The following is a 15,291-nucleotide window of genomic DNA, read 5'->3' on the forward strand; positions in this document are numbered from 1 at the left end:
TTTACATCATCTCCTCGAATCGGTACACTTATCGTAGTGATCCAAACGAAGGAGGGTTCTTCGCCATGGCAGCAACGATTATTTATGGCAAGGAAATCGCAAGGGATATTCGGGAACAATTGGCTGGCGAAGTCGCAGAACTGAAGCAAAACGGAATCGTGCCAGGGTTGACCGTCGTTCTCGTGGGGGACGATCCCGCTTCGCATTCATACGTCAGAGGAAAAGCCCGCGGTTGCGAAGAAGTAGGAATCCGCTCTGAAATCATTTTTAAGGACGCATCCACTTCGGAAGAGGAATTATTGGCTATTGTCCATCAGTTGAATGAAAATCCGAACGTTCACGGTATTTTGGTACAGCTGCCGCTTCCCGCGCATATCTCTGAAAAGGCAGTTATCGAGGCGATTTGTTCGGAAAAAGACGTCGACGGCTTCCACCCGGTCAATGTCGGAAACATGATGATCGGCTACGATTCTCTGCTTCCTTGTACAGCCAATGGCGTAGTCGAGCTGATCAAACGGACAGGCACGGCGATCGAAGGCAAGCACGCAGTCGTCATCGGCCGCAGCAACATCGTCGGAAAACCGGTGTCGTATCTGTTGCAGCGCGAGAATGCGACTGTGACGATGTGCCATTCGCGGACTGTTGATTTGCCGCACTACACGCGTCAGGCAGATATTTTGATTGTCGCGGCCGGCAAGGCGCACATGATCGGAAAAGAGGACGTAAAGCCAGGTGCTGTCGTGATAGACGTCGGGGTAAACCGGGTCGAGAGCGGCAAGCTTGTCGGCGATGTCCGGTTTGACGAAGTCAAGGAAGTAGCGGGCTACATCACCCCGGTTCCAGGCGGAGTCGGTCCGATGACAATCACGATGCTGCTGAAAAATACGATTGAAGCGGCCAAAAATCTCGCAGCCCGGTAGTTTTTCAGGTACCCGAAACGTTCCGCATCGAAGGAATAGGCTGAAAAGCGGTTCAGGCGAGCAGTTTTTGCGTCCGCGATAAAACTAACCATATCGGGAGGTACGCATGACGAGTCGTCAAATCTTTTCTGTCAGCGACCTGAACCGCTGCATCAAGCAAGTGCTGGAGCAGGATGACCGCCTGCAGGACATCTGGGTGCGGGGAGAAATCTCCAATTTTGTCCACCATACCAGCGGGCACATGTATTTTACGTTGAAGGATAGCCAGTCGCGGGTCAAGGTAGTCATGTTCGCCGGATACAATCGTTTTCTCCGTTTTCTTCCCAAGGATGGAACCAAGGTGATCGTACGCGGTTCCATTTCTGCCTATGAGCGGGATGGCGCCTACCAGTTTTACGCCAGGGAGATGCAGCCGGACGGAATCGGTTCACTATACCTCGCGTTTGAGCAGTTGAAGGCAAAGCTCGCCGGAGAAGGGCTGTTTGCAGCCGAACGAAAGCGTCCGCTTCCTGCGTTTCCGAGAAGAGTCGGCGTTGTCACTTCACCTACAGGAGCGGCGATCCGAGACATTTGTACGACGATACGGCGCCGGTATCCACAGGCTGAAATCGTTTTGTCGCCGGCAATCGTTCAAGGCACGGAAGCGCCTGCCTCTATCGTGGCGGCGATTCGGATCATGAACAGTCAGCCGGACATCGATGTTCTTATTGTCGGAAGAGGAGGCGGCTCTATCGAGGAGCTGTGGGCTTTTAACGAAGAACAAGTAGCCCGTGCCATTGCAGCCTCTCAGATTCCGGTTATTTCCGCAGTCGGACATGAAACCGACGTCACGATCGCCGATTTCGTAGCAGATGTTCGCGCTGCGACGCCAACAGCGGCAGCCGAGCTGGCTGTCCCCCACTACCTGGAGTGGCTGGAGCGGGTGAGGCAGCTGGACACGCGGATGAGTCGGGCGCTAAGCAGCCGGCTGGCAGCGGAGCGAAAGCGGCTGGAAGTCCTCGCCCAATCCTATGCGATGCGCCGGCCGCAAAGGCGCGTGGAAGAAGCCCAGCAACGCTTGGATGAGCTTTCCCTGCGGCTGGGGCAGGCGGTCAAGCAGCTGATGAAAGGCCGCAAGGATCAGTATCAGCACCTGTCAGACCGGATCAAGCGGTACCGGCTTACAGATGTGGTCGATCGGCAGAAGAAGGCGGTCGGGCTGAGTCGGGCACGTATCGATGAATTGATGAGGCAGAGGCTGGATAAAAGCAGGATGTCTTTTGCCTCGTCTCTCGCGCAGCTTGATGCATTAAGCCCGTTGAAAGTGATGAAGCGGGGTTTTTCGCTCGTGTACGCTTCCGGACAGCTGGTGAAATCGGTTGAGCAATTTGCTCCAGGCGAAGAACTCATGTTACGATTGAAGGATGGGAGCGCAACTGCGCGCGTGGAACAGATTTACCGGGAGGAGAAGCGAGATGGCACGGAAGAAGACGGACCAAGAGGCTGACATTCAATTTGAAGAGGCGATGAAACGGCTGGAAGAGGTGGTTCACCGCCTGGAGGAAGGAGAAATCCCTCTGGAGGAAGCCATCCAGCTTTATCAGGAAGGGGTCACGCTCTCCCGTATTTGCGGTCAAAAACTGGACGCGATCGAAGCCAAAATTACACAACTGATCGAAGAAGACGGCCAGTTGAAGCAAAAGCCGTTTCGTGTGGAGGGGGATATCTGATGGCTGCATCCCTCCAATCCTATCTGGAAGAAAAGACAAGCTATATCGAGCGGCATCTGACATCGCTGTTGGAGCGGGAGGGTGTTCCATCTACGCTGTACGAATCCATGGCGTATTCGTTGATGGCTGGGGGAAAACGTCTGCGGCCCATGCTGGTCCTGGCAGTTCTGGAGGCCCTGGACAAGCCTTTGGAGCGCGGAATTCCCTATGCGGCTGCTTTGGAAATGATACATACGTATTCGCTGATTCACGACGATTTGCCTGCGATGGATGACGATGATCTGAGGAGGGGAAAACCGACCAACCACAAGGTGTTCGGCGAAGCGACGGCCATTTTGGCCGGGGATGCCTTGCTGACGCGTGCCTTTGGACTGGTTGCGGAGCGTTACCTCGATCATCCCGATGTGAGGCCGGTGACAGTAGTTAAGCTGATTGCGGAGCTGGGCAAAAGAGCAGGAGCGGCTGGCATGGTTGGCGGCCAGATGGCTGATATTCAGGGAGAAGGAAAACAGCTGAGCCTGGCTGAACTGGAGTTTATCCATCAGCATAAAACAGGCGATTTGCTGATCGCCGCGCTGCGAGGCGGAGGCTATTTGGCGGAAGCGACAGAGGAACAGATGGCTGCGTTGACCCAATACGGAAGAAATATCGGGCTTGCCTTTCAAATTCAGGACGATATTTTGAATGTGGAGGGCGATTCCAAGCAGCTTGGCAAAGCGGTCGGAAGCGATGCCGATCGACAAAAGGCTACGTATCCGTCATTGATCGGGATGGACGAATCGAAGGCTCGTCTGCTGCAGCTTGTGGACGAAGCCAAGCAAGTGTTGAAAAGCGTCGGTCTTAATCACTCGGCCCTTGTGCCCTTGGCTGATTACGTAGTGGAACGGCGAAAGTAAAAGACGCGGAGCGATTGCTGCCGCGTCTTTTCTTTTTGGCTGGTCGAATTCTCGGGATCGTCCTACAGCGCCTTGTCGTCGACTTTGTCCAGCCACTCTTTGATCTCGCCGATTACGGAAGATACACAGCCGTCTTCGAACGGCGAATCCAGCTTCGCCACCTTGACCAGCTCGGTAAAGGACTTGCTGCCGCCCTCCTTGCAAAGGGTGAGGTAATCGTCCCACGCCACTGCCGGGTTATGCTGCGCCCGCTTCCAAAATTGGAAAGCGCAGATTTGGGCCAGTGTATAATCGATGTAATAAAAGGGGTCCATAAAGATGTGCCCTTGCTGTTGCCAGAAGCCTCCGCTTTCGAGAAATTCATTGTCTTCATAATCAAGATGGGGCAAGTACTTGCGCTCGATTTCACGCCAGGTAGCTTTCCGTTCGGCAAAAGTCATCTCCGGACGTTCATAGACCGCATGCTGAAATTCATCCACGGTTACGCCGTACGGAATGAATTGAAGCGCATCGGCGAGATGGGAAAACTTGTACTTTTCCGTATCTTCCTGGAAGAACAGCTCCATCCAGGGCCAGGTCAGGAACTCCATGCTCATGGAGTGGATTTCGCAAGCCTCGTAGGTGGGGAAATGATACTCCGGTACAGCGAAGCCCCGACTCATATAAACCTGAAAAGCATGCCCTGCCTCGTGAGTCAAGACATCGATGTCGCCGGAGGTACCGTTGAAATTGGCAAAGATATAAGGGAGTCGGTATTGGCTGATATACGTGCAATACCCGCCAGTCGCTTTCCCCTTTTTGCTCAATAGATCCATGCACTCCTGCTCCAGCATAAACGAGTAGAACTCGCCCGTTTCCTTGGAAAGCTCCTCGTACATCCGCTTCCCGTTTTCCACAATCCATTCCGGCGATCCCTTGGGCGTCGGATTCCCGGTAGCAAAATTGAACGGCTTGTCGTAATAGCGAAGAGCCTCCACGCCGATTCTCTCCCGCTGCCTTTCATACAGGCTGCTGGCGACAGGGACGATGTGATCCAGTACCTGCTTGCGGAAGACGGACACCATTTGCGCATCGTAATCCGTCCGATTCAGACGGGCGTAGGCCAGCTCCGTAAAGCTTTGATACCCGAGCTTGCGAGCGATTTTCGTGCGGACTTTGACAAGCTCGTCATAGATTCGGTCAAGCTCCTCGCCGTGTTCGCGGAAAAAGCTGTAGCGGGCCTCGTGAGCTCTTTTTCTCATTTGGCGGTCTGTGGATGTCTGGAATGGGATCAATTGCGGCAGAGTCCGCTCAGCGCCCTCGAACTGGATGCGGGCGGAAGCGATCAATGCCATGTACTGGCTGCTCAGCCGGTTTTCCTCCTGTAAATCGAGGACGACCTCGGGAGAAAAGGTCCGAATCTTGGTTTCGGCGATGCGGAAGAGCTGCGCTCCCCATTTGTCCTCCAGCTCCTTGCGGAAAGGGGAGTGGACGATCGCTTCGTAATACCGGGTAACAAATCCTTGGCAAAGAGGTCCGGCTTCATCCCAGTAGTCCTGCTCGGCCTTGTAAAACGAATCGGTCGTGTCAATCGTATGTCTGATGTGAGCAATTTCACGTGCAGACTCGACTTCCAGGCGTATTTCCTGGATGCGGCACATCGCTTCGTCTTGCTCCCGCCAGGTGGAAGCCTGCTTTAGGGCAGCAAGCTGCTCTTCAAATCGGGCTTCGATCGATGCCAGCGGGATGCGTTCGTAGTTGATTTGTGAAAAAGGTACTGCTGCAGTCATGAACGAAACCCTCCCTTAAAAGGTTTGATTGAATGACTTTATTTTACCAGAAGCTGGGCGCGATTTCTCTTGAAAACAGATGAAAGTGGAGTTTTTATGAAGAAACCGTTATAATGAAGCAAGCTAAATGAACCAAGGTTATCCGGAATGATTCGGATTGCAGCATACCCAATGACCCAAGATTGAGTGAAAGTGAGGAATAGTAATGCTGCTAACTAGCATCAACAGTCCTCAAGATCTGAAGAAATGCTCATTGCCTGAGCTATACGCGCTGGCAGACGAGATCCGACAGTTCCTTGTGGAAAACTTGTCCAAGACGGGCGGCCATTTGGCACCTAATCTCGGTGTAGTGGAATTGACGCTCGCCCTGCACTACGCATTTAACAGCCCGGAAGATAAGCTGATTTGGGACGTAGGACATCAAGCCTATGTACATAAAATTTTGACGGGCCGCCGCGATATGTTTCCGACGCTGCGTCAGTATAAAGGCCTGTGCGGTTTTCCGAAAATGTGCGAAAGTCCGCATGATGTATGGGAAACAGGGCACAGCAGCACATCCCTGTCCGCCGCAATGGGAATGGCGACTGCACGTGATTTGAAAAAGGAAAAAAACCACGTCGTTGCGATCATCGGCGATGGCGCCTTGACTGGCGGTATGGCGCTGGAAGCGATGAACCACATCGGCCATGAGGGCAAAAATGTCATCGTCGTGCTCAACGACAACGAGATGTCCATCGCGCCAAACGTCGGTGCCCTGCACAACTATTTGGGCAAATTGCGTTCAGCCACGAATTACAAGAGAGCGAAGGAAGAGCTGGAGCATCTATTGAAATCGATTCCGGCGGTGGGTGGCAGGCTTGCCCACATGGCGGAACGATTCAAGGACAGCATGAAGTATTTGCTCGTTTCCGGCATCTTGTTTGAGGAGCTGGGCTTTACTTACATCGGCCCGATCGACGGTCACAACTTGGAGCTGATGCTCGATACACTAAAAACGGCGAAACACACAAAAGGGCCTGTCCTGATCCACGCGATCACAAAAAAGGGAAAAGGGTACGCGCCCGCAGAAGCGGATTCCGTCAAATGGCACGGTATCGGCACGTACAAAATCGAGTCCGGGGATACGCCAAAATCGGCGCCGATGTACACGAAGGTGTTCGCTGACACGATGATCAGCCTTGCCGAAGAAGACGAGCGGATCGTAGCGGTTACACCTGCCATGCCTGCCGGTTCCGGGCTGATCCCGTTTGGCGAGCGCTTCCCCGATCGGCTGTTTGACGTCGGCATTGCCGAGCAGCACGCATGCACATTTGCCGCAGGCTTGGCAACACAGGGTCTGAAGCCTGTCTTTGCCGTGTATTCGACATTTTTGCAGCGCGCTTACGACCAATTGATTCACGATGTGGCCCGGCAAAAGCTGAACGTGATCTTTGCCGTCGACAGGGCCGGCCTCGTCGGTGCGGACGGGGAAACCCATCAGGGCGTGTACGACATCGCTTTTATGAGAGCGATCCCCAATATGGTCATCATGGCGCCAAAGGATGAAAACGAGCTGCGCCACATGATGAAAACGGCGGTCGCCTATGAGGATGGGCCCATTTCATTCCGCTATCCTCGTTTGGGTATCCGCGGCGTCAAGATCGACGATGAGATGAAGCCGCTGCCCATCGGCAAGGCTGAAATCGTTCGCGAAGGAAGAGATGTCGCGATCCTGTCGTTTGGTCATATTTTCGAAATCGCGGAACGTGCGGTGGAACAGCTTGCCCGCGAAGGAATTCATCCGATGCTGGTCAATGCCCGATTCTGCAAGCCGCTCGATGTCGAGCTGTTGACCCGATTGGCTCGTGAAGGCTACGACCTCGTCACCGTTGAGGAAGGCTCCGAGATGGGCGGCTTTGGCAGCGCGGTACGCGAGTTTTTGGGCGAAGCCGGGTACCATCATATCCGCGTCCAATCCGTAGGGGTTCCCGACTATTTCGTCGAGCATGGCAGCGTCAAGGAGCAACGGCTCGAAGTCGGGTTGACCGCTGAACAGATCGTCGCCCGTGTCCGCTCGTTCCTGCCGGTGTCGAAAGGCGTTGTGGAGGCATGAAAAAGGAACGGCTGGACGTTCTGCTAGTAGAACGCGGATTGTACGACACCAGAGAAAAGGCAAAAGCGGCAGTAATGGCCGGCCTTGTGCAGGTAAAAGGGGAAAGGTGCGACAAGCCCGGAACCAAGTTCCCCGAGGATATTGCCATCACGGTAAAGGGCGAGATTCACCCGTATGTGAGCCGTGGCGGATTGAAGCTGGAAAAAGCCTTGAGCATCTTCGACCTGGATGTCGCAGGCAAGGTGATGATGGACATCGGTTCCTCCACGGGCGGGTTTACCGATTGCGCTCTGCAAAACGGAGCAAGAAGGGTGTACGCCATCGATGTCGGCTACAATCAGCTCGCCTGGTCGCTTAGAAACGATGAGCGGGTCGTGGTGATGGAACGGACAAATTTCCGGCATATGGACCCGGACAGCTTTACGGATGAGCTGCCCCAAGTAGCCACCATTGATGTGTCCTTTATATCGTTAAAGCTGATTTTGCCGGTCCTGTATCGGTTTTTGCTGGCCGACGGCGACGTGATTGCGCTCGTAAAGCCACAGTTTGAGGCGGGCAAGGAGAATGTCGGGAAGAACGGGATCGTTCGCGACCCGCACATCCACGAGGCGGTCTTGCTTGACATCGGACAGGCCGCCATGCAAATCGGATTTTCTTTGCGAGGCCTTTCTTACTCGCCCATTACCGGGGGAGAAGGCAACATCGAGTTTTTGCTCCACGCGAAAAAGGCTGGCGGAGGCTTCACTTCGGAGGAATGGTTGCAAAAGGTGAGCGACACGGTGGACCTTGCGCACCGTGAATTGAAGTGAAAATAGGACAAAAAGCCTCGCTGAATCAAGTCGAGGCTTTTTTTGTATGCATGAAAAGTTGTATACTTGTATAAGGATTTCCAACCGACGAAGCTTTGGGGTGGGCCATGTTGAAAACGTTTGGTATCGTAGCGAACAAAGGAAAACCGGAGGCCCGCATCGTGGCCAGGGAATTGGTATATTTGCTGGAAGCCAAAGGGGCGCGAGTTCTTTTGGATGAACAAATGGCTTCCCATGTAGGCCGAGGCGATATCGGAACGAGCCTGGAAGTGATCGGGCAAGAAGCCGAGCTTCTTTGTGTGCTGGGCGGCGATGGCACCTTGCTTGGCATCGCCCGCCGTCTGGCAGGACGCTCCCTGCCGATTTTGGGCATCAATCTGGGAACGCTGGGCTTTCTCTCGGAGGCCGACCCGGAACATTTGCCCCACGCCGTAGACAATCTTCTTTCTGGACAATACTACATTGAAGAACGCTCCATGCTGGAGGCAGAGCTTGTCCGAAACAATTCTACGCTCGCGCGCTATACGGCGATGAATGATATCGGGATTGCCAAAGGATCGTTCTGCCGCATCATTCAATGCGCTGTGTTTCTGGACGACGTGTACATCGCAACCTTTAGCGGGGACGGAGTGATCGTATCCAGTCCCACGGGCTCGACAGCGTATTCCCTGTCTGCCGGCGGTCCGATTGTGGCGCCGAATGTCGACATGCTGCTGCTCACGCCTGTAGCGCCGCATTCCTTGACGGCCCGCCCGATGGTGCTGTCGCCCCATCAGGCGATCCGGATTGAAGTGGATGCCATTCACCACGAGATGGGGTTGTCGATAGACGGGCAGTTTGGATACAAGCTGGAGGGAGGCGACCAGATATTTATCCGCAAGTCGCCGCATGTCACCCCTTTGGTCAAATGGAAAAAGGGCGGCTTTTTTGAAACGATTCGCACGAAATTACAAGGGGAATGGGAGTAATCAAATGAATAAAGGGCAAAGACATATTCGCATCCGTGAAATTATCGGGAACAACGAAGTGGAGACACAAGACGAGCTGGTGGACCGTTTGCGCGAGGCAGGGTTTAACGTGACCCAGGCCACAGTCTCCCGAGACATCAAGGAGCTGCATCTGGTGAAGGTTCCCTTGCCGGACGGCCGCTACAAGTACTCGCTGCCTGTCGAGCAGAAGTACAACCCGATCCAGAAGCTCAGACGCATGCTGGTTGATTCGTTTGTGAGCATGGATCACGCCGATCACTTTATTCTGTTGAAAACGCTCTCCGGACATGCCAATGCGGTAGCGGAGCTGATCGACAATTTGCCGTGGGAAGAAATCATGGGTACCATCAGCGGCGACAATACGATTTTGATAATTTGCCGTTCAAAGGAAAACTCGGAAGAAGTGACAAAGCGGCTCATGGAAATGCTGTAAGGAGTGGAGAAACCGTATGCTGCTGGAGCTTTCCATACGCAATTTTGCAATCATCAAGTCCGTCACCATCTCCTTTCAGAAGGGCTTGAACATCCTGACCGGGGAGACTGGTGCGGGGAAATCGATCATCATTGACGCCCTGGGTCTCCTCTTGGGGGGCCGGGCTTCCTCTGATTTTGTCAGGTACGGAGAATCGCGGGCGGAAGTGGAAGGTCTGTTTGAGCTTCCTGCGGGGCATCCCGTCTTTTCAGTTTGCGAAAGCTTCGGCGTCCAGGTCGAGCAAGACGGCACCCTCGTGGTCAGGCGCGACATTTCCAGTCAGGGCAAAAGCATTATCCGCATAAACGGACAGCTTGCTACGCTCGCCATGCTGCGAGAGCTGGGCCCCTGGCTGGTGACCGTCCATGGACAGCATGATACACATATGCTGATGCAGGCGGACAAGCACATCCACTGGCTCGATTCCTACGGGGAAAAAGAGCTGGGCTCAGCGAAACAGGAGTACGCCCAGCTGTTTGCTCTCTATTCAAAAACGAAACAGGATCTGGAGCGGATGTCCAAAAACGAACGGGAGCTAGTCCAGCGAATCGACCTGCTGCAATATCAGCTAAGCGAAATCGAGGCGGCTTCGCTGGCCCCAGGGGAGGACGAGAAGCTCCTCCAGCAAAGAAAGAAATGGATGAACATTGAGAAAGTATTTGCGGGCATCCAGGACGCTTACCGTGCCCTTCACGGCGATCAGCGGGGAAGCGAGTGGCTGGGGCATGCGATGAGCGAACTGGAACGCATCTCCTCCTACGACGAGCAGTTGGACCCGATACTTGAGAGCGTCCAAAGCGCATACTATCAGGTAGAGGACGCGATTCACCAGCTGCGGCAGCTCTCCGACCGGCTCGATTTTGAACCGGAGCAGCTTCAAGAGGTCGAGAGAAGGCTTGATTTGATCCAGACGTTGAAGCGAAAATACGGAAAAAATGTAGACGATATTCTGGAGTATGCGGCAACGATTCAGGATGAGCTGGACGAGATGCATCATTACGATGACCGCTTGCAGCAGCTGGAAAAACGGCTGGTCGAGCTGGCTGCAGACCTTGCCGTCGAAGCCCAGGAGCTGTCCATGATCCGCTGCAAATGCGCCGGCCTGCTTGCTCAGGAAATCGAGCAGCAGCTGCGGGAATTGCACATGGAGCGTGCACGATTTGCCATCGATGTGCGTCAAATTCCCGATGAAAATGGCGTGGAGATCGAGGGAGCCAAATGGCGCGTCGATGCCAACGGGATCGATACCGTCGAGTTTTTAATTTCGCCCAATCCGGGAGAGCCGTTGCGCCCTCTGGCCAAAATCGCTTCCGGGGGCGAGCTGTCGAGGGTCATGCTGGCGATCAAGACGATCCTCGCAGGAACCGACCAGGTACAGACCTTGATTTTTGACGAGGTAGACACCGGGGTGAGTGGACGTGCCGCGCAAGCGATCGCGGAGAAGCTTGCAAGAGTCGCGCTCAAGCGTCAGGTGCTGTGTATTACACACCTTCCGCAGGTAGCTTCGCTTGCAGACGCCCATTTTTTGATTCAAAAAGAAATGAGCGAAAACGAAACGATGACACTCGTTCACAGCCTGACTGAAGAGGAGCGTGTCATCGAGCTGGCCCGCATGTTAAGCGGAGCCGAGGTGACGGCAAAAACGAGAGAGCATGCCCGGGAAATGATCGCGCTCGGGAGACAACGAAAAGCTGCCAAGTAATTGGACAGCTTTTTTGCTGTTCTGCGGCACTCTCGTCATGCTGTCTTCAGTACGATAGGCCACAGATAACACCACGTTTAAAATCGCAGGCTGCTTGACGTGCCAAATGGCTGCCAAAGCTTCTCGCTCGCGCACCGGTGCTACATTTTCCTGACATAATCCAATGCCGCGCAGGCAATAGTATAACTACACAAGGTGGAGGTGTTAGGTGTAGGTGTAGGTAGGGAACGGTAGGAGTGATTGCTGGTGATCCGTCACAACAGAAGAAAATGGATGGGAAGTCTCCTTCTCCTTATCACGGCGATTGTCGTGAGTTCCACCCCGTTCCACGACCTGTCTTCTTTTCCCCATGAATTACGCCTGATGGAAGGCTCCTTGAAGCAGCTGCGCGTTTCCATGCCCGTCATGGGTACGCTGGTGAACAGCAACCCGGAGATTCTTCACGTCAACGGGACGGAAGCCCGGGAGGTTTCTGTGGACCTTAGCCAGCCGGTTTCGGTAGAACCGAAAAAAGCGGGAGAAGCCAATTTGCAAGTAAAGTGGCGCAATATCCCGTTAAAAGCGGTCAAGGTAAATGTGCTGCCCGATTTGCGAGTGATTCCGGGCGGCCAATCGATCGGCGTCAAATTGCAGACTGCGGGCGTTCTTGTCGTTGGTCATCATCTGGTTGACACAGGAAAAGAAAAAGTCTCACCAGGGGAACAAGCGGGTGTACACGTCGGGGACAGTATCATCAAGATGAATGACATGTACATCAATGACATGAACGATGTCAAAAAGCTGGTGAGTGAAGCCGGCGAAAAGCAGACACCTTTGCAGCTTCTCATCGTCCGAGGCAAAGAAAAGGTAAATCTGACGCTGAGGCCTGCCAAAGACAAAAAGGATGAGGAGTACCGGATGGGCCTGTACATTCGCGATTCGGCAGCAGGTGTTGGTACGCTTACGTTTTATGAGCCGAATTCGAAAGCTTACGGAGCATTGGGCCATGTCATCTCCGATGTGGATACTGGACAGGCCATCGTTGTCGGCGACGGTCAAATCGTACGGGCGAGTGTAACCTCCATTGAAAAAGGGCAGAGCGGGAATCCGGGAGAAAAGTTCGCCCGTTTTTACAACGAAAGCGAAGTGCTCGGAAACATTACAAAAAATTCCCCGTTCGGGATTTTCGGAAAGATGAACGAGGCGCCTAAAAGGAGTGTTTATCCGAATCCCATTCCCATTGCTCTGGCCGAACAGGTAAAAGAGGGACCAGCCAAAATCCTTACCGTGGTGGAAGGTCAAAAGGTAGAAGAGTACTCCGTTGAAATTGTGAATGTCGTGAAACAGCATTTCCCCGCCACGAAAGGCATGATCATCAAGGTGACAGACAAGCGTTTGCTTGAAAAGACCGGCGGGATCGTTCAGGGAATGAGCGGAAGCCCGATTATCCAGGATGGAAAAATGGTCGGCGCGGTTACCCATGTATTTGTCAATGATCCAACCTCTGGCTACGGTTGCTACATCGAATGGATGCTTCAGGATGCAGGACTGCAGGTTCGTCCAGGGGAGCAATCCAAATCGACAGAAACTGCGGCATAAAAAAGGACGAGGCCGTCTCGCCAAAAGGTGAGTCGGCCTTTTCTCCCATTGGGGTTTATTGTGGAAATCATTGTCGAAATATCGGAAAAATCATTCAATCTTTCGTCATTGGCAGGAATGCCCCCGGCATTGTCGAATAATTTTTGGAGTGAAAATGGTATGGGTATATGTTGAGGGATTCATAACTTCTGAGAAAACTTCCACCCTTTTCCCAAACAGACCGTTGATTGTAAGGAGGAACGACCTTGAGCAAGATTGAAGTGTTGTTGGCGGATGACAATCGGGAATTTGTGAACCTGCTGGAAGAGTACATTAGCAGCCAGCACGATATGAACGTAATCGGTGTGGCGTATAACGGAAATGATGTCATTCGCCTGCTCCAAGAACGCATCCCGGATGTCCTTATTTTGGATATTATCATGCCTCATCTGGATGGCTTAGCCGTATTGGAACAAATTCAAACAATGAGACTGTCTCCACAGCCAAAGATCATCATGCTGACGGCATTCGGGCAAGAGGAAATTACCAAGAAGGCAGTGGAGCTAGGGGCGGCTTACTACATCCTGAAGCCGTTTGACATGGAGGTATTGGCGCAGCGAATCCGCCAGATGACAAGCAGCAAGCCTGCGAGTTCTTTCGTGACCGCTGTCAAACCGCAAAATCCATTGCAGATCAGAGGACGCAATCTCGATGCCAGCATCACCAGCATCATTCACGAGATCGGCGTTCCGGCGCATATTAAAGGCTATCTGTATTTGCGTGAAGCGATCACGATGGTATATAACGACGTCGAATTGCTGGGGTCCATTACGAAAGTGCTGTACCCCGATATTGCCAAGAAGTTCAATACGACGGCAAGCCGTGTGGAGCGTGCCATTCGCCATGCCATCGAAGTAGCTTGGTCCAGGGGAAATCTGGATTCCATCTCCAGCCTGTTCGGCTACACCATTTCCAATACGAAGGCGAAGCCGACGAACAGCGAGTTTATTGCCATGGTTGCAGACAAGCTGCGGATTGAAGCAAAGATTAGTTAGGATGTAGGCGTAGCAAGGGTTTGAACGCGTCAAGGGCTATTGCAAATATGGCTATAAATATCGGAAGTGAGCTATTTTGAGCCGATAAATATCGAAGTGACAACAAATTCCACTTGTTTATTGGTCTTCCCAGAAGCCGATAAAGGAGTGGTATTTTTTTATGACTGACATTGAATTTCACATCGACAACTTCATGCTGTATTGTTCTTCCAAGAATTTATCTCGCAAGACTTTGGCAAGCTATGAACAAACCCTCAAACTGTTTTCCTTGTTTCTCAAGGACAGCTTTGGCATTGAAGAGGTAAAGAAAGTACAGTCGGGGCATATTTGCCAATATATAAAGTATTTGTGAACGAGGCAAATACACAGTGGTCAATAAGGAAGAGAGCAAGAAGGTTAATCATCCTGACAACAGAAGCGATTTTAAGAAGGACATATCGACGACAACCATTGCTAATTACGTTCGCAACATCAAAGTGTTCTTCAATTATTTGTATCATGCCGAACGAGAAATCCCGAAAAATCCTGTGGACAGCATTGAGAATCCGAAGCCTGAACGCAAGGTGAAGAAGACCCTGACCCCTGATGAAATCAAGAAGGTACTCAAGTAATTCGATACTTCAACGTTTCATGGTTATCGAAATTACGTTATTACTAGAGTGTTATTGGATACTGGAATGCGAATCGGGGAATGCTTGGCGTTATTTCCTGAACATATTGACTTTCAGCATAAGAGCATACTAATTACAAACCCCAAGAATAAGCAGGAGAGGTACGTTTATTTTTCATTCAAGTTAGCCAATGACTTGAAACAATGGTTAAAGTATAAAGACCGATATTCAGAAAGCCCATTCCTTTTCCCGACTACAAGGGGAACACAATTGGAAATACGCAATTACGAACGTGAATTGAGACAAGCGGGGGAGCAGGTTGGCGTAAAAATTCATCCGCATCAACTGAGGAATAACTTTGCGAAATATACATTCTTAACAACGGTGATTGGTTTAGTTTGTGCAGGATATTAGGTCACAGTTCAGTTGAGGTTACTCAGAAAGCGTATTTGGATTTTACAAACGAGGAAATTGCGCGGAAGTATCAAAAGCATAGCCCTCTCGCACATATGGAGGGAATCAAAGGCTTTACTGGGGAGGTAATCGTAACAATTAGGCTCTGTGGATGCTAATAGCTTCCATAGCTGAAACGGCAAAATAAAAGCGCAAAGTTTTGCACCGTCTTTGGGAAAAAGAGTGAAATGTCCAGTATTCCACTGGTCGATAAAATCATCAAAGAACTGACGGAGTTTAGGTTGTATTGTGAGAAG

General features: G+C 52.2%; 12 protein-coding genes and 1 pseudogene. 12 read left to right on the forward strand and 1 reads right to left on the reverse strand.

Annotated features, from left to right (window positions below; genetic code table 11):
- Window positions 1-65 precede the first annotated feature (65 nt).
- The 4 genes from folD to Q3F21_RS09280 all read left to right on the forward strand — a co-directional run bounded on the left by folD (window position 66) and on the right by Q3F21_RS09280 (window position 3,525).
- Window positions 66-920, forward strand: a complete 855-nt coding sequence (folD, locus tag Q3F21_RS09265; RefSeq protein ID WP_340251624.1) for a bifunctional methylenetetrahydrofolate dehydrogenase/methenyltetrahydrofolate cyclohydrolase FolD — start codon at window positions 66-68, stop codon at window positions 918-920.
- Between the two features lie 106 nt (window positions 921-1,026).
- Entirely contained in the window at window positions 1,027-2,406 is a 1,380-nt protein-coding gene (xseA, locus tag Q3F21_RS09270; protein ID WP_340251626.1) for an exodeoxyribonuclease VII large subunit, read from the forward strand.
- Window positions 2,375-2,629: an exodeoxyribonuclease VII small subunit gene (gene xseB / locus Q3F21_RS09275; RefSeq protein WP_340251628.1), complete on the forward strand. Its 255-nt coding sequence runs from the start codon at window positions 2,375-2,377 to the stop codon at window positions 2,627-2,629. The genes xseA and xseB overlap by 32 nt, the downstream gene beginning before the upstream one ends.
- Window positions 2,629-3,525 (forward strand): farnesyl diphosphate synthase, encoded by an 897-nt coding sequence (locus Q3F21_RS09280; RefSeq protein WP_340251630.1) that lies wholly within the window; start codon window positions 2,629-2,631, stop codon window positions 3,523-3,525. The genes xseB and Q3F21_RS09280 overlap by 1 nt, the downstream gene beginning before the upstream one ends.
- Before the next feature lie 62 nt (window positions 3,526-3,587).
- Here Q3F21_RS09280 and Q3F21_RS09285 read toward each other — a convergent pair whose 3' ends face one another.
- Window positions 3,588-5,294, reverse strand: coding sequence for a M3 family oligoendopeptidase (locus Q3F21_RS09285; protein ID WP_340251632.1), 1,707 nt, complete (start codon window positions 5,292-5,294; stop codon window positions 3,588-3,590).
- 205 nt (window positions 5,295-5,499) lie between these two features.
- On the opposite strand from Q3F21_RS09285, the gene dxs reads away from it, so the two are divergent.
- From dxs to Q3F21_RS09325, 8 genes and pseudogenes are all read left to right on the forward strand, one after another.
- Entirely contained in the window at window positions 5,500-7,386 is a 1,887-nt protein-coding gene (gene dxs, locus Q3F21_RS09290; protein WP_340251634.1) for a 1-deoxy-D-xylulose-5-phosphate synthase, read from the forward strand.
- Window positions 7,383-8,195, forward strand: coding sequence for a TlyA family rRNA (cytidine-2'-O)-methyltransferase (locus Q3F21_RS09295; protein ID WP_340251636.1), 813 nt, complete (start codon window positions 7,383-7,385; stop codon window positions 8,193-8,195). The genes dxs and Q3F21_RS09295 overlap by 4 nt, the downstream gene beginning before the upstream one ends.
- 110 nt (window positions 8,196-8,305) lie before the next feature.
- Window positions 8,306-9,163, forward strand: coding sequence for an NAD(+)/NADH kinase (locus tag Q3F21_RS09300; RefSeq protein ID WP_340251638.1), 858 nt, complete (start codon window positions 8,306-8,308; stop codon window positions 9,161-9,163).
- Window positions 9,164-9,167: 4 nt separating this feature from the next.
- A complete protein-coding gene (gene ahrC / locus Q3F21_RS09305) occupies window positions 9,168-9,617 on the forward strand; it encodes a transcriptional regulator AhrC/ArgR (protein ID WP_340251640.1) in 450 nt (149 codons plus the stop codon).
- Window positions 9,618-9,633: 16 nt separating this feature from the next.
- Window positions 9,634-11,358, forward strand: a complete 1,725-nt coding sequence (gene recN, locus Q3F21_RS09310) for a DNA repair protein RecN (protein ID WP_340251643.1) — start codon at window positions 9,634-9,636, stop codon at window positions 11,356-11,358.
- Between the two features lie 246 nt (window positions 11,359-11,604).
- On the forward strand, window positions 11,605-12,936 hold the full coding sequence (gene spoIVB, locus Q3F21_RS09315) for a SpoIVB peptidase (RefSeq protein ID WP_340251646.1): 1,332 nt from the start codon (window positions 11,605-11,607) through the stop codon (window positions 12,934-12,936).
- A 245-nt stretch (window positions 12,937-13,181) separates the two neighbouring features.
- Window positions 13,182-13,970, forward strand: a complete 789-nt coding sequence (gene spo0A / locus Q3F21_RS09320; protein ID WP_340251649.1) for a sporulation transcription factor Spo0A — start codon at window positions 13,182-13,184, stop codon at window positions 13,968-13,970.
- 160 nt (window positions 13,971-14,130) lie between these two features.
- A pseudogene (locus Q3F21_RS09325) lies at window positions 14,131-15,153 on the forward strand (tyrosine-type recombinase/integrase).
- Window positions 15,154-15,291 lie beyond the last annotated feature (138 nt).

The organism is Brevibacillus borstelensis (genome assembly GCF_037834415.1).
In the GTDB taxonomy this organism is placed as follows: domain Bacteria; phylum Bacillota; class Bacilli; order Brevibacillales; family Brevibacillaceae; genus Brevibacillus; species Brevibacillus borstelensis_A.

Excerpts from the sequence above, each read along its gene's own strand:
- folD (WP_340251624.1), top strand. The coding sequence starts at position 66 with ATGGCAGCAACGATTATTTATGGCAAGGAAATCGCAAGGGATATTCGG.
- xseA (WP_340251626.1), top strand. The coding sequence starts at position 1,027 with ATGACGAGTCGTCAAATCTTTTCTGTCAGCGACCTGAACCGCTGCATC.
- xseB (WP_340251628.1), top strand. The coding sequence starts at position 2,375 with ATGGCACGGAAGAAGACGGACCAAGAGGCTGACATTCAATTTGAAGAG.
- Q3F21_RS09280 (WP_340251630.1), top strand. The coding sequence starts at position 2,629 with ATGGCTGCATCCCTCCAATCCTATCTGGAAGAAAAGACAAGCTATATC.
- Q3F21_RS09285 (WP_340251632.1), bottom strand. The coding sequence starts at position 5,294 with ATGACTGCAGCAGTACCTTTTTCACAAATCAACTACGAACGCATCCCG.
- dxs (WP_340251634.1), top strand. The coding sequence starts at position 5,500 with ATGCTGCTAACTAGCATCAACAGTCCTCAAGATCTGAAGAAATGCTCA.
- Q3F21_RS09295 (WP_340251636.1), top strand. The coding sequence starts at position 7,383 with ATGAAAAAGGAACGGCTGGACGTTCTGCTAGTAGAACGCGGATTGTAC.
- ahrC (WP_340251640.1), top strand. The coding sequence starts at position 9,168 with ATGAATAAAGGGCAAAGACATATTCGCATCCGTGAAATTATCGGGAAC.
- recN (WP_340251643.1), top strand. The coding sequence starts at position 9,634 with ATGCTGCTGGAGCTTTCCATACGCAATTTTGCAATCATCAAGTCCGTC.